This is a genomic window from Candidatus Nitrosopumilus sp. (genome assembly GCF_965263415.1).
In the GTDB taxonomy this organism is placed as follows: domain Archaea; phylum Thermoproteota; class Nitrososphaeria; order Nitrososphaerales; family Nitrosopumilaceae; genus Nitrosopumilus.
Map to the genome: position 1 here is coordinate 107782 of NZ_OZ253671.1, position 22335 is coordinate 130116.

Below are 22335 nucleotides of genomic sequence, written 5' to 3' on the forward strand. Positions count from 1 at the left end.
AAAATTACGCACACAAAAACAAAGATCATTCAGTAAAACCAAACAAAGATGAAAATACACGAGATAATTCTTCAAAAAAGTTAGGTTGTGTTTTATTTTTATTCTCTTTTGGAATTATTTTTTCAGGTAAAGTTTTTTCATTTGGTAAAACTTCAATTTCAGATTCAGTAATACTAACTACAGGGATTTCTGGAGTTTCTGAATTTAGTAATAATGCAGTATTAAGATTTGTTCTTGCGGTATGGTAATCGGGGTTTTCCTCTAGGATTTCATTGTAAAGTAAAATGGCATCATCAAGGTTTCCGAGATTTGCCAATGCATTTGCTTTGTTGTTTTTTGCAGGTAAGTATTCAGGATCAAGAGCAATAGCATGATCATAATATGCAATTGCTTCAGAGACAGATCCAACTTTTCCTAGTGTAGAACCTTTATTGACAAGAATTTCAACATTATCAGGATCATTAATCAAAGACTCATTAAAAAAATTCAATGAGTTATCGAATTGACATAATCGATAAAGTGCAGGGCCCATACCATCATAATAAGAAATTGTATCAACAAAAGTACTAGAATCACAATCAAGATTAATTTGATTTAATAGTTTTCCAAGTTCAATATCTTCTACTGAAAGGTTATCATGTTCATCATTTTTTAAAATATTTTCAGAGTTATTATTTATTTGAGTTTCTTTTTCAACAATTTTTATTTTAGTTTCTATTTTTTCAGTTGTTTCTGTAGTGTCTTCAGTTGTTTCTGTAGTGTCTTCAGTTGTTTCTGTAGTGTCTTCAGTTGTTTCTGTAGTGTCTTCAGTTGTTTCTGTAGTGTCTTCAGTTGTTTCTGTAGTGTCTTCAGTTGTTTCTGTAGTGTCTTCAGTTGTTTCTGTAGTGTCTTCAGTTGTTTGTGTTGTTGTAGGAAGTGCTGTAGAATATTCAAAGAAATATTCTACATCAGTTTCAGCATAATGTGCTTTTATTGAATATGTTCCCTCAGCTTTAAAATTTACACCATCTTTTACAAGAAAACTTGTAGAAAACTCCAAGTCATTGTTTATGTTTCCAAAATAGAATCCAGTAGGAGTTCCAAATGGATCATGAACCCCAATTAAGACAGTAGGTGAATTCAAAATCGAAACACTTCCAAAAATTTTGATTGTGTCGCCATCAGAATAACGATCTTTTTCAGTATAGAAAGATGTGATTTCAGGTACGATGACTTCTTGAGGGACGGTTTCAGGTTCAAATTCAACAACATCTCTTGTGATTACAAAGTTATGTTCTTCAGTAACTTGACCATAATCAAATTTTATGAGATATTCACCAGGTATTTCATAGAAGGGGGGTTCTAAAGGAATTGTTTTTGAAAAACTACCATCAGATGAAAGATCCAAATTATTTGCAGACAGAATGTTCCCATCAGGGTCAAATATGCTCATAGCAATAACAGGCATTCCAAAATCAATTATCTGACCAGAAATTACTAGTGTGTCACCAGTTTGAAAACTATCCTTGTTAAAACTCACATTAAATGAATCAGCGAAAACATCATTGAAAACAAGTGGTGTAAAAGCTGCTAACACTAGGGTTATTCCTAAAATTAAGCGCATCACAACAAAAAACACGTAATTTTCTATTTAATAATCACGTATAATTGATACTTTTTCATTCTATAGAAACAGATCTTGTTATAGAATTAGATAGTGCAGTTGGATCTTTTAGTGAAGTCCAAACAAATGTTTCAATAGTATACTCGCCAGAATTTTTTGGGATCCAAGATTGAGATACATCAAGATTTTGTCCTGACGATAACTGACCTTGAATCCAAGAAAGAGATTCTACATAGTTTTGAGAATTTTTTACTTGAAATAAATAAACAAACTTTTGATCAAATTCTTGTGTGTTTGATAGACTTCCAACAATTTGAATTTGTTGGTTAGGAGAAAGAGAAGTGAGATTGTTTCCAAAGCTATCAGAAATATTAATTTTAGAATTTTCTAATCTCAATGTTGAAGGTACTGATGATTCAACTCGTGATTGAGTCTGAATTTCTAAATTATCAGATTCAGAATAGGGTTTTGGCAGAGTGTAATCAGAATATCTAGCAGAAATTACATCACCAGGAATGGCATAGAGTCTATTTCCACTTGATGCAGAATTTTGAGTAAGTGATATTATTGCAACAAAAGAGCCCGAGTCTTCAGATGTTTCTATGGCATTTGCAGTAATTCCACCTACATCAGAATCTGAAAAAACTTCTACAACAATATGATCAATTGCCTCAGGATTAAGATTCATGTCAAGATCAATTATTCTAACTATAACAGAATCATTGCTCAAGAAAATGTCATTTTCAAATTCTACTGTTCCAAGATTCCAAGATACGGGTACAGATTCAGATAATACTACACCATCAGCAAATTCAAAGGATACAGTAATTGCTGAATCTCTTTCAACTTCCAAGAATCCACTTGTAGGACCAGTACCGATAGTTCTAGGAGTAGTATCATAATCACCATCACCATCAGCATCATGTAAAAAACCAGTTAGAATAATTTCACCAGTAAATATTCCACTTGATACGTCTGTTTCAGTTAGTCTGTATGGTTCTAGTGAATGACTTCGTGTTGAAATTTTAATTGGATTGTCATTGTCATCTCCAATGGAGTCAATCAAGTTTTTGTCTGTGTTCCAACTAGGAGCAATTATTTTGACTTGTATTTTATCAGTCCAAGAATAAATTGGTTTGTCAAAAAATATTGGAGCATATGGTTTGTCATAATCTGGGATTTCTTGAGCAGTTGCAAATGGTAAAATGAAAATTAAAAATAAAATTTCAAACAATACTTTTCATATAGAATGTTTCAGATTTATGGTTTGTTAGTTTGATTCTTCTTTAGGAAGAGATATTGCCAAAATGTTATCGCCACGAAGCAAAACTTTACCTATAGAAGTATGTTTTTCTTCAGAAATATCCTCAGCATTTTCTAGAGTAAGATTCATGTGGATATCAAAATCTTTGAGAGTTCCTTGAATTGTTTTGTTATTTCTTAATCGAAGTAATACAACTTTGTCTTTGGAGTTTGCCATTAGTGTTGAGATTTCATCGGCCATAATTATCATCCAACTATTTCTTCTTGCTTACTTGCATGTACAAATCAACTGTACCACTACCAATTGGAATGTTACTTCCAACAATTACATTTTCAGTAATACCTTTGAGTTGTTCAATCTCTCCACCAAGCGCAGCATGTGCAATTGTTGGAACAGTAATCTCAAATGCAGCTCTTGCCAAGACACTATCTTTAGTTCCAGCAATTCCGTGTCTTCCAATTTGTTGCATGTAACCACGAGAACACATCAAATCAGCTACTAACATAATGTATCTGTTATCAACTTCAAGTCCTTGGTCTTCTAGAGTACTGTTAAGTTCATTGATTAATGCATTTCTTGCAGCTTCAATACCCAAGGTTCCTGCAATCTCAAATACGTTGTTTGTTCTAACGTTTTTCTTATCGATTCCTTTGACCTCTAAGACTTTGGCAACATTAGAACCAGTTGTTTGAATAACCCACTCATCATCCTTTTGGACAAGTGTGACACGTTCAATGTCAGGTACACCTTTGACAGTTGTATTGAGAACCTTGTTTCTAATTGCAATTACTGTTGCAGTATCAGATTCCTCAACTAGTTTTAGAGTGATTAACTCGCCAGTTGTCTCCATCTTGAATTTTTTGTTAGAAGATAATGCGGCTTCAACTTCTGTAATAGAGCAACCTCTCTCTCTGAGCCTATTTTCACTTAAAATTAATTTAATTTCAGTTGCATAATCAGTCTCACTATCTGCAATCAAAGCACTTACTTTGGTTTGCAAAACATTTCTTGCAACTTCTATTGCTTTTTCTCTTGATTTCTTTGATTCTTCATCAAGATAGATATCCATAGTTGGAGTTACTGGTTTCTTTCGTGCATCAACCAATTCAATTAATCTTGGAAGGCCTAATGTTACGTTTCGTTCTTTAATTCCTGCAAAGTGGAATGTTCTTAATGTCATCTGAGTACCGGGTTCACCAATTGATTGTGCAGTGATAATTCCTACTGCTTGTCCTGGTTCTACTTTTGCTTTGTTGTAAAGTAATAGTCCTTTCTTACATACTGCCTCAGTACCATCTTTACTTAATTCTGAATTTTGTAATGTATCAGTTACAAGTTTTGTTAATCTTGGATTGAATGTCTTTGTGTATTTCTTGGCTAGAGTTTCAATCTCTTCTTTTGTTGCCTTTTTGCCAGAATCAATAATTTTTTGAGATTCAATTAATCTACTTGGATTAAATGCTTCACCATGATCACTTTTTTGTACATCAATTCCATCTTCACCATAGAGGAATTGTACGATATGTCCATGAGGATCTCTTACTGTTCCATCATATTCTAATCTAATGTGTTCTAATGCGTTAATCAATCTACGCTGCATGTAACCGCTTTGTTGTGTTCTAACTGCAGTGTCTACTAGTCCTTCACGGCCACCCATTGCGTGGAAGAAGAATTCCAGTGCAGATAGTCCTTCTCTATAATTGGATTTTACAAATCCATGTGCATCAGGATTATCATCATGTTCTTGATAGTGAGTTAATGCTCTGTTGTTGTAACCATCATGAAGTCTATTTCCTCTTCTTGATTGTTGTCCAAGAGCTCCTGCCATCTGACCTACGTTAAGTGAGGAACCTCTTGCACCAGTTGTAGCCATAATTTTTCCTGCATTATCTGCTGGAAGACAATCATTTGCTAAAGATCCTGCCTTGTCTCTTGCTTTACCTAATTCATTTACAATGTATGCCTCTAAGGCTTCTTCAGGTTTCATACCTCTAGTGAGTTTGAGGGTTCCTTTCTTGTATTGATCAGTGAAATCACTTACAATATCATAAGTTCCTTGGATATCATCAAGAATCTGTTGTTTATCTTTGTCAGGTACAATAAGGTCACCATAACCATAACTGAAACCATAATGGGTGATGAACTGTTTTACCATAATGAGAATAGAGTTGAGGAAACTTTTTCCTACTGCATTACCATAGTCTTTTGCAATTCTGTGAAGAACACTTTCTGGTTCTTCTGCACCAATTGAAGATTTGTCAATTACACCACTGATTAATTCACCATTTTTAATTACAACATCTTTTGCTTGTCCTTTTGTTCCCTTTGACCATTTTGAGGTGATAACATAGTTGAAGTCTTTGGGTAAGAATAATGAGAAAAGTTGTCTTCCAGTATATGTAGGACCATCTTTAGTTTTGGTTCCAGGTTTTGGTAAAGGATCGGCATAGCCACCAAGCATTGCAAGGTTTGAAAATTCTTGAACAGTTAACACAGTATCGTCTTTAGTTAGAAGATATGCTCCAGTTACAAAGTCTCTTAGTGCACCAATAATTGGACCACCATATCTTGGAGAGATTAATTGATCTTGAACTCTCATTAAGAGAATTGCTTCTGCTCTTGCTTCCTCACTTTGTGGGACGTGAAGGTTCATTTCATCACCATCAAAGTCTGCGTTGTAAGGAGGACAAACTGATGGATGTAATCTGAATGTTTTTCCGGGAAGTACACGGACATAGTGTGCCATGATGGACATCTGGTGAAGTGATGGTTGTCTGTTGAACATGACAATGTCACCATCTGCAAGATGTCTTTCTACCAAGTATCCAATCTCAAGTGTTTCAGCAATTGTGGAACGATCCTCTACGAAATCAAGTCTAATCTTTACACCGTCAGGTCTGACAATATAGTTTACACCTGGGAATTTCTCAGGTCCATTAATTACGAGTTTTCTCATTCTCTCAATATTCCATTCTGTGACGATTTCAGGAATGGTTAGTTTCATGGCTACTGCTTCTGGAACACCAACCTCACTCAAGTCCAAGTTAGGATCAGGTGAAATTACAGTTCTACTTGAAAAGTCAACTCTTTTTCCAGACAGTGAACCTCTGAATCTTCCTTCTTTTCCTTTGAGTCTTTGAGTTAAGGTTTTAAGAGGACGACCAGAACGATGATGAGCTTGTGGAATTCCAGATACCTCATTATCAAAGTATGTTGTGGTATGATATTGTAATAGGTCTACCAAGTCTTGAACAATTAATGGAGGAGTACCAGCATCTTTACTTTCTTTTAGTCTCTGATTAACCCTGATAATATCTACCATCTTGTGAGTTAAGTCATCTTCTGATCTAATTCCAGTTTCTAGAATGATTGAAGGTCTAACAGTTACTGGTGGAACAGGAAATGCTTGTAAGACAAACCATTCAGGTCTTGCAGTTACGGGATCATATGATAATAATTCTAAATCTTCATCAATGATTTGGGAGAATCTTTCTCTTATTGTGATTGGAAGTAATCTGTGTTCACCAATTTCTGTTTTTTCTACAAAAATAGTTGGCTTTGTAAAGATTAGTTCGTATTGTGTTTTACCACAATGAGGACATTCTTTTGCTTTCTTTGCTTTTTCAATGATTTGTTCTGGAATACGTTTTTGGGAAATTACAGTATAAGCTGCATGTTTCTCTTTGATAGTTTTGAAAACATTAAGATCTTCTTGTGGAACTTTTAGTCTTGCACAAGAACGACATGTTGATTGTAATAATTTGTAGATATTATCAATAAATGCAATATGTAAAACTGGTTCTGCTAATTCCAAATGTCCAAAGTGTCCAGGACATCGTGCTGCAGTGTTTCCACATGTTAGACATTTTTGTCCAGGCTCTAATGTTCCCAGTCTGCCATCCATCAAACCTCCTTGAACAGGCATTCCATCTTCATCATAGGTTTCTGGAGCAGTGATTTCTGCAACTGAATATTTTCTGATTTCAGTTGGAGACCAAACGGAGAATCTAATTCCATCAATTGCTTTTACTGCTTGAATGGACATTATAGTTTCTCCTTGATTAACAATCTTGGTGCGACGTTAAGACTCTGCATCTCTTGTAAGAGTAACTTGAATGCATATGCAACTGAAACTGATGAGACTTTGGCTTTGTCACCACAAACTCTACAGACATATTTTCTTTGTTTAACATCATGATAAGCAACAAGACCACATCTCTCACATACAAAAATATCAGATTTATCAGACTCATCAAGTAATCTGTCTTTAAGAATCATAGAAGCACCATAAGCAATCAAACAGTCTCTCTCCATTTCACCGAATCTAAGACCACCGCCTCTTGCTCTTCCTTCTGTTGGTTGTTTTGTTAACATCTGGACTTGCCCACGTGCTCTTGCATGAATCTTGTCTGCAACCATGTGATGTAGTTTCTGATAGTACACAACTCCAATGAAAACTTCTACTGGAAATGATTTTCCAGTTCTTCCATCATACATTATTTCTTTACCAGAATATTCAAAGCCATGTGCATCCATTACCTCTCTTACTTCATCCATTTTTTCTCCAACAAATGCAGACCCATCAAATCTCTTTCCACGTAATGCGGCAGATTTTCCACATATGGATTCCATCATCATACCAACAGTCATTCTAGATGGGAATGCGTGTGGATTAATCAAAACATCAGGAGACATTCCATTTGCAGTATATGGCAAATCTTCTGCTTTAGCTAAAATTCCCAAGACTCCTTTTTGTCCGTGTCGTGATGCAAACTTGTCACCAATTTCAGGGATTCTCATATCTCTTGCTCGAATCTTGTACATCTTTCCACCTTCATTTGATTGAGTCATAACTACAGTATCAACAACACCAGTTTCTGATGGCCTAACACCAATTGATGTATCTCTTCTATAAGGACCAGAGGATTCAAACTCTCTATATTCTTCCATAAATCTTGGAGGACTAGTTTTTCCAATTAAAATATCTCCACCTTTTACTGGAGATTCTGTTGCAACAACACCATCTTCTTCCAATAGTCTGTATGCACGTTCTCCTTTGTATCCTCGAATGTTATCTTCAGCATTTGGAATTTCAAATGCATCACGCATTCCACCAGGATATTGTTTTGCTTCAGCATCATAAATTCTAAAGAAGAATGTTCTTCCTAAACCTCTATCAACTGATGCTTTACTAAGAACAATTGCATCTTCAATGTTGTAACCATCAAAAGGCAATACTGCAACAACACAGTTCTGACCTGCAGGTCTGTCTTCTAATCCTAAAAGTTTCATTGCTTTTGTGTTGACGATTGGGACTTGAGGATATAGCATAAAGTGTTGTCTAACATATGTACTAGTATTCATCATTGGTGTTGAAAATCCTAAACTCTGTTTTGCCATTGCAGATTCGTATGTGTTTCTTGGAGATTGGTTATGTTCAGGATATGGAATGATTGAAGCACCTGCACCAAGTATTGCAGGTGGGAAAACTTCAAGGTGAGTGTATTTCTTTGTGTCTTTCTCATTTAGTGTGACATAACAGTTTTCTTCTTCATTTGCATCAATCATTTCTAAGACACCCATCCTCAAGAGATCAGTCCATGAGATGAGTTTCTTTGATATTTTATCGAGTAAATCAGCAGTGAGTAGCGGTTTGTTATCTTTTATGATGATTAATGGTCTTAAAACACGTCCTGCATTACAATTAACGTAAAGTCTTCTTGTAGAACCCTCAATTTCAGATTTGTGGAATGATACACCAACATGTGGATGAATCTTTGAGTTTCTTCTCAAGTCTCTAAGTGACTCTGCTAGTTGTTCACCATCTTTGTAGTATCCAATTAATCTACCATCTACAAAGATTCTAGTTCCATCTTTCTTCAAATCTTCTTTTGCATCAAAAAAGTGAACAGTTCCAAGATCATAGAGTTTCTCTACAATTTCTTCAGAAGGAACATTTACAGAAATAATTCCAGACAATGCCAAATTCTTTACAAGGCCACAGTTAGAGCCTTCAGGAGTTTCACTTGGACAGATTCTTCCAAAATGTGTTGCGTGCAAATCTCTTGCCTCAAAGTTTGGCTGAGTTCTACTAAGAGGAGATTGAATTCTTCTAAGATGACTGATTGTTGAAAGATAGTTTGTTCTATCAAGTAGTTGAGTAACACCGACTCTACCTCTACCCCAATTTCCAGTGGCAATTGCATTGTTTAATTTATCAGTAATAATTCCAGGACGGATTGCAGCTGCTACTGCATTAATTCCACGTTTTTGTCCAGAACGTTCTAATTGGTATTTCATATCACGGACAAGATTTCTAAATGCAGTTCTAAACAAATCTGCAAGCATTTGTCCTGCAAATTTGATGACTTTATTTCCATAATGGTCTTTGTCATCTGGTTTGATCCAATCAAGTCTTAATTCTAATAATTTACAAGCTGCTTCGCCTAAGAATTGCGCCTTTTCTTTTCTGTTTTCAGGATGTTTACCCAAATGAGGCAAGAGACCCCAATCAAGCAAAGTCTCAGCACGTTTGATCTGGAACTCTTCAAGCATTCCAGGTGCAATTCTCTTACTGATGTAAACAATGGCATCTTTTGCAGTTGGAACATCTCCTGCTTTTTCAAAAGATGCTTCTAATTCATCTTGGAGTTCATCTACCAAAGAAACTGCTGCTGCAATTTCTCTATCAGATTCTAAACCAAGTGCTCTCATCAAAGTAACTACTGGGATGTCAACGGGTGAACCAGGAATTCTGGCAACAATTAATCCATCATTTTTCATGACAAGTTCTAATTTTGCACGATAGCCAACAATTGAAGAATATACTTTGGCTTTGTGAACAATGTTTCCACCTACTGTTTCTCTGTCAACAATAATTTTGTTGTAGGAGAGATCTTCTAGTCCAACAATAACTCTTTCAGAACCATTAATGATAAAGTAACCACCGGGATCGTTTGGATCTTCACCGTGTTCAACTAATTTTTGAGTAGAGAAATTGTGCAATATGCATGCATTTGATTTTGCCATAACTGGAACATCACCAATGTGAACAAATCTAGATTCAAGGATTTTTCCATCTTCAACAACACTTGCTTCCATCATTACGGGTGCAGAATAAGATACATTTCTCAATCTTGCTTCTGCAGGAGTAATATGAGTAATAGAACCATCAAGTTCCATCATTCTAGGTTGTTGAAGTTTAACTTTTCCTAATTGAATTTTGTAAGGATATTCAGCATTTTCAATATCAATCTGACCAACTTCGTTGATAATACTTTGTAATCCTCTTTCTAAAAATTCATCAAATGAGTTTAGGTGTTGACGTGCAATACCTTCTCTTTTCAAGATATCTTGAATTACTGGCCAACGTTTGGTGGATGAATCTGCCATCTATACTTCCACCACGTATCGGTAATAGAGTCCCTCACCGGCAGTTGGGCTTTTTCTTGTGATTTTTATCATATCACCTGGTTTTACGCCAAGTCCCAAAATTGCAGGATCGTTTACAAAGATTAAGGGTAATTCAGTTGGTTTACAGTTGTATTTTTTTAAAACATCTTCAGCCTCTTTTTTTGAAATAATTTCATGTTTTGGAACATAGATGTGATCAGGTACAAGAATTTGGTTTTTCTTAGTTGCCAATTACAAAACCCCCACGTCGAACATTAAATGTAACAGTAATGAATACACACAAACTGTCAAAATCTCACGCTCAGGTTAATATATATCTAATCTGAAATTCGTCAAGAAAGTAGTTATTTTTCTACTTTGTCAATTAATCTTTTCACAACCTTAAATAGGATAAATTCAAGCGTAAAATCAATGAAATCACAATTGATGGTGTTTGCATTATCAGCAATTTTAGTTGCCGGTATTGGTATGACACCAGCATTTGGACAAATACAAAGTACGATTGTTGTTACTACAGATAAGACATCCTATTCACAGGGTGAAACCATCATGGTAACAGGTGAAGTCAGAGATCTATATGCAGGAACTCCTGTGAGCTTAATTGTTACATCTCCTAATGGCAGTATTGTAGCCATTGATCAGGTGACAGTAAGTGCAGATAAGAAATTTAGTACTGAAATTACTGCTGGAGGAACAATGAAAGTAGAAGGAACTTACACAGTAATTGTAACATATGGAAGCGAGAACAGAGTTGCAGAAGCCACATTTGAATTTGGAGGTTCAACAGCACCACCAGTTGAGAATGTAGTTAGTCCTGATATCACAGACACAACCGCTTCAGTTGAAGGTTCAACTGATTTAATAGGATACGAGATCACAGGTGGTAAATTACTTGGAATTATGCCTGACGTGGATGCTAATTCATTGATTATTTCAATTGATGCCACAGAAGATGGTTCAATCACACTGACAGTTCCTAGATCCGTATTAGATGCAACATTCCCAGATGGAGGAGATGATGAATTCTTTGTCCTAATTGATGGAGAAGAAGCAGATTTTGATGAGTCAAAATCAACAACAGATAGAACACTCACTATATCATTTCCAGCTGGAACTGAACAAATTGAAATCATTGGTACCTTTGTAGTCCCAGAGTTTGGTACAATTGCAGCCATGATTCTAGCAGTAGCAATTATCTCAATAATTGCAGTATCTGCAAAATCAAGACTTAGCATTATGCCAAGATACTAAAATCACATCTTTTTTCATTTTTTAAATATACATAAATACCAAGGTAACTTGGGGAAAATTAGGATGAATTTTAAACGTTCAACAACATCAATGGCAATAGCCCTTTTGGCAGTGTCATTAATTTCAGTGACCTCAATTCAACAAGATGCATTTGCTCAAACGCAAGGAATGACTCTAACAGCTATGGCAGACAGTGGTTCTAAAACAATTACCGTAACAGGTAAAACAATTTCATCATACACTGATGTTTCATTTACTGTCAAGTCCCCAAGTGGAAATAATGTAGTTGCTGTTGGTCAAACAACACCAGATGCTGAAGGAATGTTTGGTACAGAATTCAAAATAGGCCCAACATGGACTGAAGATGGATTCTACGAAATCAAAGCACAGCAAGGCACCGCAGCATTATACACAATGGAAGTTCTTGTTGAAGTAAACGGTGGAATGGCAGAACAAACTTCTGTAACTGAATCCAGTTTCAGCTCAGACGTTTTTGAACCAATCGAACCAATGGTTACAATAGATGCAGGAATTGAAATTAGTACCGCCGAAACCGAAATGGGATCCGATACGATTGTAGTTACTGGAAATACAGATAGAGTAAGTGCAGATATCACATTAACCGTAACTGCTCCAAATGGAAATGTAGTATCAATTGATCAAGTATCACCAATGCTTGATGGAGAGTTTACAGCAACCATCACAACAGGAGGTCCATTATGGACACAAGATGGTTTTTACACTGTTACAGCACAACAATTCAACGATCCAAAATATACTGCTTCATCTGAAGTAGATATTCAAGACGGCGTGGTAGTCCCAGAGTTTGGTACAATTGCAGCCATGATTCTAGCAGTAGCAATTATCTCAATAATTGCAGTATCTGCAAAATCAAGACTTAGCATTATGCCAAGATACTAAAATCACATCTTTTTTCATTTTTTAAATATACATAAATAGAGACAGATTCAAATCGCAACAAGATGAACAGCCGTACGTCGTTCGCGCTACTAGCCGTTTTGACTGCAGTCGGTACTTTAACCGTGTCATCAGCATATGCTGAGGAACTTCCACAAGCATGTGTTGGATGTTCTATGGAGGATGCAAGAGCAACAGCAGAGAAGATGTTGCGTGCAGATATCCCAGTATCTGTTTGGACAGATAAAACAAGTTATGGACATAGTGACACGATTATGGTAAATGGGCAAGTAGCAAATGTAGCATCTGGATTTCCAGTTACAATTACTGTTGTGAGTCCTCTAAACTCTATTGTCACAGTTGATCAAATCGATACAGCAGATGATGGCAGTTTTGAGACTACATTAAACACAGCAGGTGCAATGTGGAAATACGACGGTACCTACACCATTAAAGCAAATTATGGCAGTGCTGAAAAAAGCAATAGTGTCAAAGTTGAATTAATGGGAGGAGTTGCATATACACCAACCTATGAAACACCACAAACATCCAAACAATGTGGTGCTAATGAAATTACTGCAAATGGTTATTGTGTACCATTTAGTATTTCAGGTGGTATAATTACAAGTGCAACTCTCAATACAAACGATAACTCAATCGTTATCAATATCAGCTCCACAGATGATGGAACATTAACTGTAACTCCATCAAAAACAGTCCAAGACGGTATCTTTATGGTACTAGTTGATGGCGAAGAATGGGATGATGTTGAAATTGTTGCAAACAAAGTAACAGTTATGTTCCCAGCTGGAACTGAACAAATTGAAGTTATAGGTACCTTTGTAGTCCCAGAGTTTGGTACAATTGCAGCCATGATTCTAGTAGTAGCAATTATCTCAATAATTGCAGTATCTGCAAAATCAAGACTTAGCATTATGCCAAGATACTAAAATCACATCTTTTTTCATTTTTTCATTTTTGATAGTAAAAGAAATATACAAACATGCTATTCAAAATTTGTGAATTCTAAAATATTTTATGGAATAATTTCCTTATTGATAATTTCTACAAGTTTTGCACATGCACAAGAATCTCCAATTACAGTACAAACAGATGATAATAATTATGATGAGGGAGATACGATTGTTGTTTCAGGAAAAGTAGCTACAATGATAGAGGGGGTAGATGTAGTACTTCAATTATTTAGAGAGGGAAATATGTTAGAAATTGCACAAATTACAGTAGCCCAAGATGGAACGTTCTCACATACAATTCTTGCAGAAGGGCCATTATGGACCAATGCAGGAACGATAGTAGTAAGAGCATCATATGAAGTAGCGGGTGGAACCATAGCTGAATCTGAATTCAGTTACACTCCAGAGTCAGAAGTAGTGGTAACCACAACCAATTTTGAAGTGGATGCGGGGAGTCATGGAACGTTTGATGTAGAGTATTCAATTAAAGGAGGGGAGATCGAAGACATCGTAGTTGAATCAGAAAATTTTGCACTAGCAATAGACATCAATTCTACAGATGAAGGTTCAATAACATTAGAATTACCTAGAGAATTCATAGGGGCTGAAAAACAAGATGGGAAAGATGAAAAATTTATCATTTTAATTTCAAACCCAGATAATCCCAATGGAACTGAAGTAGATTATGAGGAAAAGCCAGTTCATTCAGATCATAGAACAATTACAATTGATTTTGAACAAGGAGATACAGATATTCAAATTATTGGAACCTATGTTGTCCCAGAATTTGGGACAATCACAATGATGATTTTACTAGTTGGAATTATGACAACAGTAATTCTAACAAGAAACAAATTTCAAATGAGAATTTAATTTTATGAAAAAGAATATTTTTCCTTAAATGGTGATACAGATCTTAATTCTTCAACAACTTTTTTTAAAATTTCCACAGTTTGTTCAATTTCTTTTTGATCATTATACATTCCAGTTGTCAATCTTAGTGAACCAGTAATTTGCTCGTGTGAGAATCCCATTGCTTGTAAAACATGAGATGCCTTTTGAGTATGAACAGAACATGCAGAACCAGTAGATGCAGCAATACCATACTCATCAAGTTTTATAATCAGATCCTCGCCATTTACACCAAGAAAAGTAAAATGGGCATTATTTGGTAAATGAAATTCAGGATGACCATTGACAGTTACTTGAGAGATTTCATTAGACACATTTTGAACTAATGCATCTCGAAGTTTTTTCAGGTGAGAAATATTCTCATTCAAATTTGATTGTGCAATATTACATGCCTTACCAAAACCAACAATATTTGCCACATTTTCGGTACCAGAACGTAAACCATGTTCTTGTCCACCGCCTAAAATCATAGGGTTGAGCAGAGTACCTTTTTGGATATACAAAGCACCAATTCCCTTAGGACCATAGAGTTTATGGGAAGAAATCGATAGTAAATCCACTCCTAATTCATGTACATCAATTGGCACTTTTCCTACGGCTTGTACCGCATCAGTATGAAATACAACATCATGTTCATGACAAAGTTTAGCGATTTCTGCAATTGGTTGAATTGTACCTACTTCATTATTGCCAAACATAATTGAAACAATTCTAGTTTTTTCAGATAGGGAATTTTTAAGATCAGATAGACTAATTGTACCAAAATTGTCCACAGGGAGATAAACTACATCAAATCCTTCTTGAGACAATTTTTTGCACGGTTCTAAAATTGCATCATGTTCAATTGAAGAAGTTATGATTTGACCTGAAGAGTGTTTTGTTGTAATTCCTCGTAACGCAGTGTTGTTTGATTCTGTGCCTCCAGAAGTGATAAAAATTTCAGAAGGGTCAGCATTAATCAAAGATGCGATTTGTTTTCTTGCCTTTTCAATTGCCTTTCGAGACAATCTACCATAACGATGAATGGAAGATGGATTTCCATACCGCTCTTTGAGATATGGAAGCATTGATTCTAAGACATCATCATGAATTTGAGTTGATGCAGCATTATCAAGATAAATCAATCTGCAATCACGTTAATTTTTCCTGGTTTATATCCTTCTGGATCAATTTCAACTGAAGTAAATCCAATCATCTTCAGTTTTTCTGTGATTTTATCTAATACTAGAGTATCAAATTCAGAAATGTCATTTTTCTCTACTTCAATTTTTGCAGAACCATTAAAATCACGAACACGGACTTGTTTAACTTTGGTTAGTTGTTTGATAACGGTTTCACCAAATTCAATTCTAGCTAGTCTCTCAGCAGTAACTCTCTGTCCCCAAGGAATGCGGGAAGCTAAACAAGAGTTTGAAGGTTTATCATGAACAGATAATCCAATTGATTTCGCAATTTGTCTGATTTCAGATTTTGAGAGATTTGCTTCAACAAGCGGACTCCTAATTCCGTTCTGGCGTAAAGCATCAATTCCAGGTCGATAATCACCTAAATCATCTAAATTAGTTCCATCAACAATTACATCTACATGATGTTCTTTTGCTAATTTTAAGAGATGATCTCCTAATTCAAGCCTACAGTGAAAACATCTAGTCGAATCATTTTTTGTAAAATCTTCATTTTCAAGTTCATTATAATCTAAGAAAAGTTGAGTTATGCCTATCTCAGAGCAGATTTGTTTTGCTGTTTGAAGTTCTTCTTCAGAAAGTGTTTTGTAATCAGCAGTTACCGCAATTGCAGATTTACCTAATTTTTGATATGCAGCATATGCAACAAGTGCACTATCTACACCGCCAGATAATGCAATCATAACTTTATTTTTATCAGCAAACCAATTTTCTAATTCAGTTAATTTTATCATTTAATTCTCCAATTTTTCAATTTCTTTTCGAAGTATTGATTCTGTTTCTTTGATTGATTTTTCAATAGTGTTTGAAATATCTTTTAAATCATCAAATTCTATTTTAAAATCAGTTTTTCCTTTGAATGTTGATTTTTTGTATCGAACATCAAATGATTTTCCGTTGATTACTAATGAGATATTTTCATTTGTTCTAGGTACAACAAATCGATTAGACTCAGATATCCTAACTCCTAAAGTACCAGTTTCAAGTACCAAAGTATCAACAATTTCATCAATATTTTGATCATCACATATTACAGATATCAGATTTGTAGGTCTTCCTTTTTTTGTAATTCCGTGATAAATAGAAACATCTCTAGCACCTTTTTGCATAATCTTTTCAATCAGGTTTCCAAGTATTTCACCTGAAATATCATCAACATTAGTTTCAAGAATCTTTACGGAATTACTTTCCAAATTATTTGTAGAGCCTCTAACTAGTTTTAGAACGTTGGAGAAATTTTGAAAATCTTTTTGTCCTGCACCATAACCAATTGAATCAATTTTCATTGCAGGGTAATAGTCCATACAGGTATTTGTCAAATTAGCCAAAATGCATGCGCCAGTTGGGGTGGTCAATTCCGCATTAGCATCATTGCCTTTAATTTTTAGATAAGAATTTTTGAAAATCTCTAAAATTGCGCTTGCAGGATTAGACATTGTCCCATGGGAAAAAGTTACACTTCCACCACCTACAGAAACAGGCAGGCAAATAATTTTTTCATCAAATAATCCCAAATCATCCAAGGCAATTGTAATTCCAACAATGTCAACTAGCGTATCAATACTAGAGGCCTCATGAAAATGCACAGAATCTTCTGAAACTCCATGGATTTTTGATTCTGAATAAATTAGTGAATCAATACAGGATTCAGCAAATATCTTTGCTTTGTTAGATAGACCCAAGTTTTGTGTAGAGTCATTAATTGCTTTTTTTATTTCAGAACCCTTTCTTTCATGAGAGTGTTCATCAATCTCTAAAATGAGTTGAAGAGATTCAATACCTCTTTTCTTGGTTTTTTGAAAATCTATTTTTTTAATAGCAGAATCTGAGAAAAATTTTTCAGACTTTTTGATTCCATCAATTACCTTTTCCTTATCTGCTCCTAAATCAATTAGGGAAGAGAGAAGCATGTCTCCAGATATCCCTGCAATTTGAGGATCAATTACCAAAACCATTGATTAAAAATTATCAAAAATGCTTATAAATTCGTCTGATCGGTCTAAAATTTCATTAGATTTAATTATTGAAAATCAACAGTGATTTTTATGATTACTATAATTGGTTCAGGTAAAGTAGGTGGAGATGCGGCATTATTTTCAGCATTAAAACGATTAGATGATCAAATTTTGTTACTAGATGTTGCTGAAGGACTTCCTCAAGGCGAAGCAATGGATATCAATCATATGCTTTCAGAACAAGGAATTGATGTTGAAGTAAAAGGTTCCAATAATTTTGAAGATATGAAAGGTTCCAATATTGTTGTAGTAGTTGCAGGTTCTGGACGAAAACCAGGAATGACCCGTATGGATCTTTTGAAAATTAATGCATCAATTGTAAAAAGCGTTGTAGAAAACGTGAAAAAATATGCAGATGACTCCATGATAATTCCAGTAACTAATCCATTAGACCCAATGGCATACATCACATACAAAGTCTCAGGATTTGATAGAAGTAGAGTATTTGGAATGGGAGGCATGCTTGATTTATCAAGATTTAGACAATTTATTCATGAAGCAACAGGACACTCTCGTGATTCAATTAGAGCACTAGTAATTGGAGAACATGGAGAAAACATGTTGCCTTTGCCAAGATTTTCATCTGTTTCAGGAATTCCACTATCATCATTTCTTGCAAAAGAAAAGTTAGATGAATTAGTTCAAAACACAAAACAAGTTGCAGCAAAAGTAATTGAACTAAAAGGTGCTACAGTACACGCACCAGGAAATGCAATTTCTGCAATTGTTGAATCAGTTGTAAGAGACAGAAAACAAGTAATTCCAGTAGCAACCTATCTTGATGGAGAATATGGTCATTCTGATGTCACCATTGGGGTTCCAGCAGTAATAGGAAAGAAAGGTGTAGAAAAAATCATCGAGTTGGATCTAAACAATGAAGAAAAAGAAGTCTTTAACAAAGCAGTAGAAAGTGTTAAAGGCGCAATTTCAAGTGTTGAAATCTAAGCCTTTTTTTATCCATAAAATAAAAACACATTATTGGAAACTCATGAAATTCTCAAAGCCGTAAAAGCAGGAAAAATTTCAATTAATGATGCAAAAAAACTTCTGTCAATATATTCAATTGAAGAGATAGAAGGGATTGCCAAAATAGACATCAACAGAAGAAAAAGACGAGGAATTCCAGAAATAATTTTTGCAGAGACAAAAGAACTAGAAGATACTAAAAAAATCATAAAAAGAACTTTGGAGAAATCAAATTCTGTAATTGTTTCAAGATTAAAGAAAACAGATTATCCAAAGATTCAAACATTTGCAAAGAAATTAAAAGTCAAAGTCAAGATAGGGAAAAAATCATCCACATTGTTATTGTTTAAAAAACCAATTAAATTTCAGGGAGGCAAGGTAGGCATTCTTACTGCAGGAACCTCAGATATCGGAGTAGCTGAAGAAGCAAGACTAGTTTGTGAGGCAATGAATTGTAAATGTATTACAAGTTATGACGTAGGAGTAGCAGGAATTCAAAGAATTTTTCCAATTTTAAAAAAAATGATAGAAGAGGATGTTGATTGTATTATAGTAGCTGCAGGAATGGAAGGTGCACTAGCCACACTAGTTTCTACGTTAGTAGACATTCCAATTATTGGGATTCCAACATCAGTTGGATATGGTTATGGAGAAAAAGGGATTGCAGCTCTTGCTTCAATGCTTCAAAGTTGTTCGTTAGGATTATCTGTTGTAAACATAGACAATGGTATTGCAGCAGGTGGAATTGCTGCAAATATTGCAAATAGAACAATAAGGAAAAAAGAATAAGTAAAATTTACAATTCAAGAGGCAAATTAACCTCGTAAATGATATATAACATAGCAAAACGAAATGTGATAGTTGGCCGGCAAACGTGTTGTACTTACTGCTGATCGTAGTTTAATGACAAATTATAGAGGAAATTTTCTGTATGGATTTATTGCATGTGGACCATATGAAGTTCTACCAGAATGGGTTTTTGACAAGGTATTTTGTCCATCAGTTGAAACAGACCCAATTACTGGTGAGGCAAAGGTTGCACAGATTGGGTTAAGACGAATTGAAAGTTCATTGATTCAAGGAGGTTACAATAGAGAAGATGTATTCATTGGACATCCAGATATGTTGCACAAATCAATTGGTCCAGATACCAAAGTTGTAGGTATCAACGTAATGGATCCATTAGGAATGGCACCAGTTACCACAACAATGTCACCAGAAAAATTGTCATATGTTGCAATGAAATTCAAAAAAATGTGTGCAAGTATTATCCAACTCAAAAAGAAATATGATTTCAAAGTTGTTGTTGGAGGAAACGGAGCATGGGAATTAGCAAAATCAGATAGAATGAAGATTCACGGAATAGACACAGTAGTAGTTGGAGAAGCAGATGAACTAGCAATTGATTTATTCCAAGATTTAGAGAAAAATGATGCACCAGAATTAATGCATTGTTTTGTAAGAAATCTTGAAAATATTCCAGTTATTGAAGGACCTACAATCAATTCTTTGATTGAGGCAATGAGAGGGTGTGGAAGAGGTTGTGATTTTTGTGATGTAAACAAAAGATCAAAGAAAGATCTTCCTATAGAAAGATTACAACATGAGGCAAAAACCAACTTAGATTATGGTTTTGATTCAATATGGTTACATTCTGATGAAATGTTACTTTATGGATGTGACAATAGAGACTTTGTTCCAAATAGAGACGCAATTACAGATTTGTGGAAATCACTAAAAGGACTTGGCGCAAACTTTATCGGAACAACACATATGACATTTTCTGCAGTTGCAGCAGATCCTACATTAATGCAACAAATTTCTCACATAAATGGTCAAGACAAATCAGGAAGATGGCTTGCAACTAATTTAGGAATTGAGACAGTAGCACCAGACATGGTAAAGAAACATCTTGGTGTCAAAACAAGGCCATTTTCAACAGAAGAGTGGGGCAGTGTAGTTAGAGAAGGTGCAAAAATTCTTAATGAAAATCACTGGTTCCCAGCAGCCACCATCATTATTGGTTGGCCAGATGAAACACCAGATGATATTCAATACACAATTGATATGATGAGTGACTTTAGAGAGATGGACTTTAGAGGATTAGTAGCTCCATTATTGTATCAAGACTTTAGTGAAAAAAATTCAATGCACTTTGGAAACTTGAATGAAGCTCAATTCACACTATTTTGGAAATGCTGGGAAAACAACCTTCGAGTAATCAATGACATTATTCCAATCATTCTCAGAAACAAGACGTATGGTCCACCAATGAAAGTTTTCATGTATGGAATTTTGAAAGCAGGAACTTGGGCAATTATGAGATACCTCAGAGGGTTGTGTAAGGATCTCTTTAATGGAAGAACTCCTGATGAGATAATTGACAAATACGCTAGAAGTAGATCAGTATCTGCGCCTAAAATTCAAACAAAGAAGTTATAGATTTGCGATAGCTGTATCTGCAATAGTATTTCTTTTTGGTGTCAAAGATATGAAGTAAACCTTGTCTGCTCTTTCAATATTATCTACTTTTTTGTAAGATTTTGAAGGGACATCAAATTCATAGATTCCAGGTTCCAATGAACCTTTGACATATAACATCAGATATGTTTCTCCAGTAGAAGGACTAAGTGGAATAAATGACATAATATGATCCTTGTAGGAATTAATCGGAATTGTATTTTTCATAGGAGGGGCAGCTGATGCCAGATACATGAAAAAATCTTCAACAGAATCAAATTCTTCATATTCAATATGCATGAAATAAGATAATGTGTTTCAGTATAATAACCTAGAGTAATTCTAGAAGATTATTTTCTAGATTTGAGTGATTTGTGAACCTTGAATCCAATTAATGCAGGTGCTGCAATGTACATTGCCAAGTTAAGTGCAATAACAGAGATTCCTAATCCTAATACTTCAACTTCGGAACCATCATCAGCTAATGTCATGATAGACAATGTTGAAATCATTGGAGTAATGAATGCCCTAACTGATTCCTTAAACATTGGATTTTCTCTTTCCCAGTCAGCAACAGTTGGTGCAAACGAATAGTATAGTGTATTAAATCCAGTCATAAATGTGGCTCCAGAAGTAGTAGACAATACAGTGTTATCTCGAACTTCTCTAAGTAATTGAATTTGAGGTGCTAATTCAGTTCCATATGCAGCAGTTGCAATAAGACAACCACCACCATCTTCAACACATACCCCGTCACTGAATGAGTAACCTGCAGGACATTGTGGTTCTGGTTCTGAAACAACTTGACAAATACCATCAACCATTTCTGTTCCAGCTCCACATGTTATTGGTTCTGGCTCTGGTTCAGGTACAGTTGGTTCTGGCTCTGGTTCAGGTACAGTTGGTTCTGGCTCTGGTTCAGGTACAGTTGGTTCTGGCTCTGGTTCAGTTGGCTCTGGTTCAGGCGCAGTTGGTGTATCACCGCCAGTATAATCTACTGTAGCATCACCTTTAGTAGGACCATAAAAGAATTTGACAGTATATTCTCCAGTAGTTTTCCACAAAGGACCACCTGCAGTAAGATTCATTTCAAATGTGCCATCAGAACTTACACCATCCATAACCTGACCAATTTGCACTATACTGTTATCAGGAGATATAATTGTAAAAGTAAGTGCATGGCCTGCATCTTCAAAATCTACAATACTTCCAGATATGACAATGGGATCACCATTACCAACATTTCCAGAACTAGAAGATGCCTCTATGAATGAATTTGCTGCAAATGCAGAGTTATTTGCACCATAAGATAGAATTGAAATAGACAATAAGGTAATTGCGATAATACTAGATAATTTCATTTTCAATTTTTTCA

Annotated in this window: 18 protein-coding genes; 7 read left to right on the forward strand and 11 right to left on the reverse strand. The window is 35.2% G+C overall.

Annotated elements, in window-relative coordinates; translation table 11 throughout:
• Window positions 1-25: 25 nt before the first annotated feature.
• The 6 genes from ACQY22_RS01225 to ACQY22_RS01250 all read right to left on the reverse strand — a co-directional run bounded on the left by ACQY22_RS01225 (window position 26) and on the right by ACQY22_RS01250 (window position 10511).
• On the reverse strand, window positions 26-1576 hold the full coding sequence (locus ACQY22_RS01225) for a tetratricopeptide repeat protein (RefSeq protein ID WP_428324749.1): 1551 nt from the start codon (window positions 1574-1576) through the stop codon (window positions 26-28).
• An 82-nt stretch (window positions 1577-1658) separates the two neighbouring features.
• Window positions 1659-2837 carry a hypothetical protein gene (locus ACQY22_RS01230; protein ID WP_428324750.1) on the reverse strand — a complete coding sequence of 393 codons (1179 nt, stop codon included), beginning with the start codon at window positions 2835-2837 and terminating at the stop codon, window positions 1659-1661.
• A gap of 36 nt (window positions 2838-2873) precedes the next feature.
• The gene (locus ACQY22_RS01235) at window positions 2874-3107 is read right to left on the reverse strand and encodes an LSm family protein (protein WP_428324751.1); all 234 of its coding nucleotides are present in this window, start codon (window positions 3105-3107) and stop codon (window positions 2874-2876) included.
• Between the two features lie 13 nt (window positions 3108-3120).
• Window positions 3121-6912, reverse strand: coding sequence for a DNA-directed RNA polymerase subunit A' (locus tag ACQY22_RS01240; protein WP_428324752.1), 3792 nt, complete (start codon window positions 6910-6912; stop codon window positions 3121-3123).
• Window positions 6912-10259, reverse strand: coding sequence for a DNA-directed RNA polymerase subunit B (locus ACQY22_RS01245; RefSeq protein ID WP_428324753.1), 3348 nt, complete (start codon window positions 10257-10259; stop codon window positions 6912-6914). Before ACQY22_RS01245 ends, ACQY22_RS01240 begins: the two co-directional genes overlap by 1 nt.
• Window positions 10260-10511, reverse strand: a complete 252-nt coding sequence (locus ACQY22_RS01250) for a DNA-directed RNA polymerase subunit H (RefSeq protein WP_428324754.1) — start codon at window positions 10509-10511, stop codon at window positions 10260-10262.
• 180 nt (window positions 10512-10691) lie between these two features.
• On the opposite strand from ACQY22_RS01250, the gene ACQY22_RS01255 reads away from it, so the two are divergent.
• The 4 genes from ACQY22_RS01255 to ACQY22_RS01270 all read left to right on the forward strand — a co-directional run bounded on the left by ACQY22_RS01255 (window position 10692) and on the right by ACQY22_RS01270 (window position 14296).
• Window positions 10692-11531, forward strand: a complete 840-nt coding sequence (locus tag ACQY22_RS01255; protein WP_428324755.1) for a PEFG-CTERM sorting domain-containing protein — start codon at window positions 10692-10694, stop codon at window positions 11529-11531.
• A gap of 63 nt (window positions 11532-11594) precedes the next feature.
• A complete protein-coding gene (locus ACQY22_RS01260; protein WP_428324756.1) occupies window positions 11595-12452 on the forward strand; it encodes a PEFG-CTERM sorting domain-containing protein in 858 nt (285 codons plus the stop codon).
• A gap of 122 nt (window positions 12453-12574) precedes the next feature.
• Complete coding sequence (locus ACQY22_RS01265) at window positions 12575-13399, forward strand: PEFG-CTERM sorting domain-containing protein (RefSeq protein WP_428325557.1); 825 nt, start codon at window positions 12575-12577, stop codon at window positions 13397-13399.
• Between the two features lie 69 nt (window positions 13400-13468).
• The gene (locus tag ACQY22_RS01270) at window positions 13469-14296 is read left to right on the forward strand and encodes a PEFG-CTERM sorting domain-containing protein (protein WP_428324757.1); all 828 of its coding nucleotides are present in this window, start codon (window positions 13469-13471) and stop codon (window positions 14294-14296) included.
• A gap of 2 nt (window positions 14297-14298) precedes the next feature.
• Here ACQY22_RS01270 and ACQY22_RS01275 read toward each other — a convergent pair whose 3' ends face one another.
• The 3 genes from ACQY22_RS01275 to larC are packed head-to-tail and all read right to left on the reverse strand — an operon-like array spanning window position 14299 to window position 17474.
• Window positions 14299-15459, reverse strand: coding sequence for a cysteine desulfurase family protein (locus ACQY22_RS01275; protein ID WP_428324758.1), 1161 nt, complete (start codon window positions 15457-15459; stop codon window positions 14299-14301).
• Window positions 15456-16253: an ATP-dependent sacrificial sulfur transferase LarE gene (gene larE / locus ACQY22_RS01280; protein WP_428324759.1), complete on the reverse strand. Its 798-nt coding sequence runs from the start codon at window positions 16251-16253 to the stop codon at window positions 15456-15458. The genes ACQY22_RS01275 and larE overlap by 4 nt, the downstream gene beginning before the upstream one ends.
• Window positions 16254-17474 carry a nickel pincer cofactor biosynthesis protein LarC gene (larC, locus tag ACQY22_RS01285; protein WP_428324760.1) on the reverse strand — a complete coding sequence of 407 codons (1221 nt, stop codon included), beginning with the start codon at window positions 17472-17474 and terminating at the stop codon, window positions 16254-16256.
• 90 nt (window positions 17475-17564) lie between these two features.
• Here larC and ACQY22_RS01290 point away from each other — a divergent pair, with 90 nt between their 5' ends.
• From ACQY22_RS01290 to ACQY22_RS01300, 3 genes are all read left to right on the forward strand, one after another.
• Window positions 17565-18479, forward strand: coding sequence for a malate dehydrogenase (locus tag ACQY22_RS01290; protein ID WP_428324761.1), 915 nt, complete (start codon window positions 17565-17567; stop codon window positions 18477-18479).
• A 33-nt stretch (window positions 18480-18512) separates the two neighbouring features.
• Entirely contained in the window at window positions 18513-19289 is a 777-nt protein-coding gene (gene larB, locus ACQY22_RS01295) for a nickel pincer cofactor biosynthesis protein LarB (RefSeq protein WP_428324762.1), read from the forward strand.
• 72 nt (window positions 19290-19361) lie between these two features.
• The gene (locus ACQY22_RS01300) at window positions 19362-20942 is read left to right on the forward strand and encodes a B12-binding domain-containing radical SAM protein (protein WP_428324763.1); all 1581 of its coding nucleotides are present in this window, start codon (window positions 19362-19364) and stop codon (window positions 20940-20942) included.
• On the opposite strand, the gene ACQY22_RS01305 is transcribed toward ACQY22_RS01300, so the two are convergent.
• Both ACQY22_RS01305 and ACQY22_RS01310 read right to left on the reverse strand, forming a co-directional pair.
• A complete protein-coding gene (locus ACQY22_RS01305; protein ID WP_428324764.1) occupies window positions 20937-21260 on the reverse strand; it encodes a hypothetical protein in 324 nt (107 codons plus the stop codon). The two genes, ACQY22_RS01300 and ACQY22_RS01305, sit on opposite strands and share 6 nt — an antisense overlap.
• Before the next feature lie 50 nt (window positions 21261-21310).
• Window positions 21311-22327: a CFI-box-CTERM domain-containing protein gene (locus ACQY22_RS01310; RefSeq protein WP_428325558.1), complete on the reverse strand. Its 1017-nt coding sequence runs from the start codon at window positions 22325-22327 to the stop codon at window positions 21311-21313.
• Between the last annotated feature and the right edge of the window lie 8 nt (window positions 22328-22335).

Coding starts and splice junctions, on each gene's coding strand:
- ACQY22_RS01255 (WP_428324755.1), top strand. CDS start 10,692: ATGAAATCACAATTGATGGTGTTTGCATTATCAGCAATTTTAGTTGCC.
- ACQY22_RS01260 (WP_428324756.1), top strand. CDS start 11,595: ATGAATTTTAAACGTTCAACAACATCAATGGCAATAGCCCTTTTGGCA.
- larC (WP_428324760.1), bottom strand. CDS start 17,474: ATGGTTTTGGTAATTGATCCTCAAATTGCAGGGATATCTGGAGACATG.
- larE (WP_428324759.1), bottom strand. CDS start 16,253: ATGATAAAATTAACTGAATTAGAAAATTGGTTTGCTGATAAAAATAAA.
- ACQY22_RS01240 (WP_428324752.1), bottom strand. CDS start 6,912: ATGTCCATTCAAGCAGTAAAAGCAATTGATGGAATTAGATTCTCCGTT.
- ACQY22_RS01290 (WP_428324761.1), top strand. CDS start 17,565: ATGATTACTATAATTGGTTCAGGTAAAGTAGGTGGAGATGCGGCATTA.
- ACQY22_RS01245 (WP_428324753.1), bottom strand. CDS start 10,259: ATGGCAGATTCATCCACCAAACGTTGGCCAGTAATTCAAGATATCTTG.
- ACQY22_RS01235 (WP_428324751.1), bottom strand. CDS start 3,107: ATGGCCGATGAAATCTCAACACTAATGGCAAACTCCAAAGACAAAGTT.
- ACQY22_RS01305 (WP_428324764.1), bottom strand. CDS start 21,260: ATGCATATTGAATATGAAGAATTTGATTCTGTTGAAGATTTTTTCATG.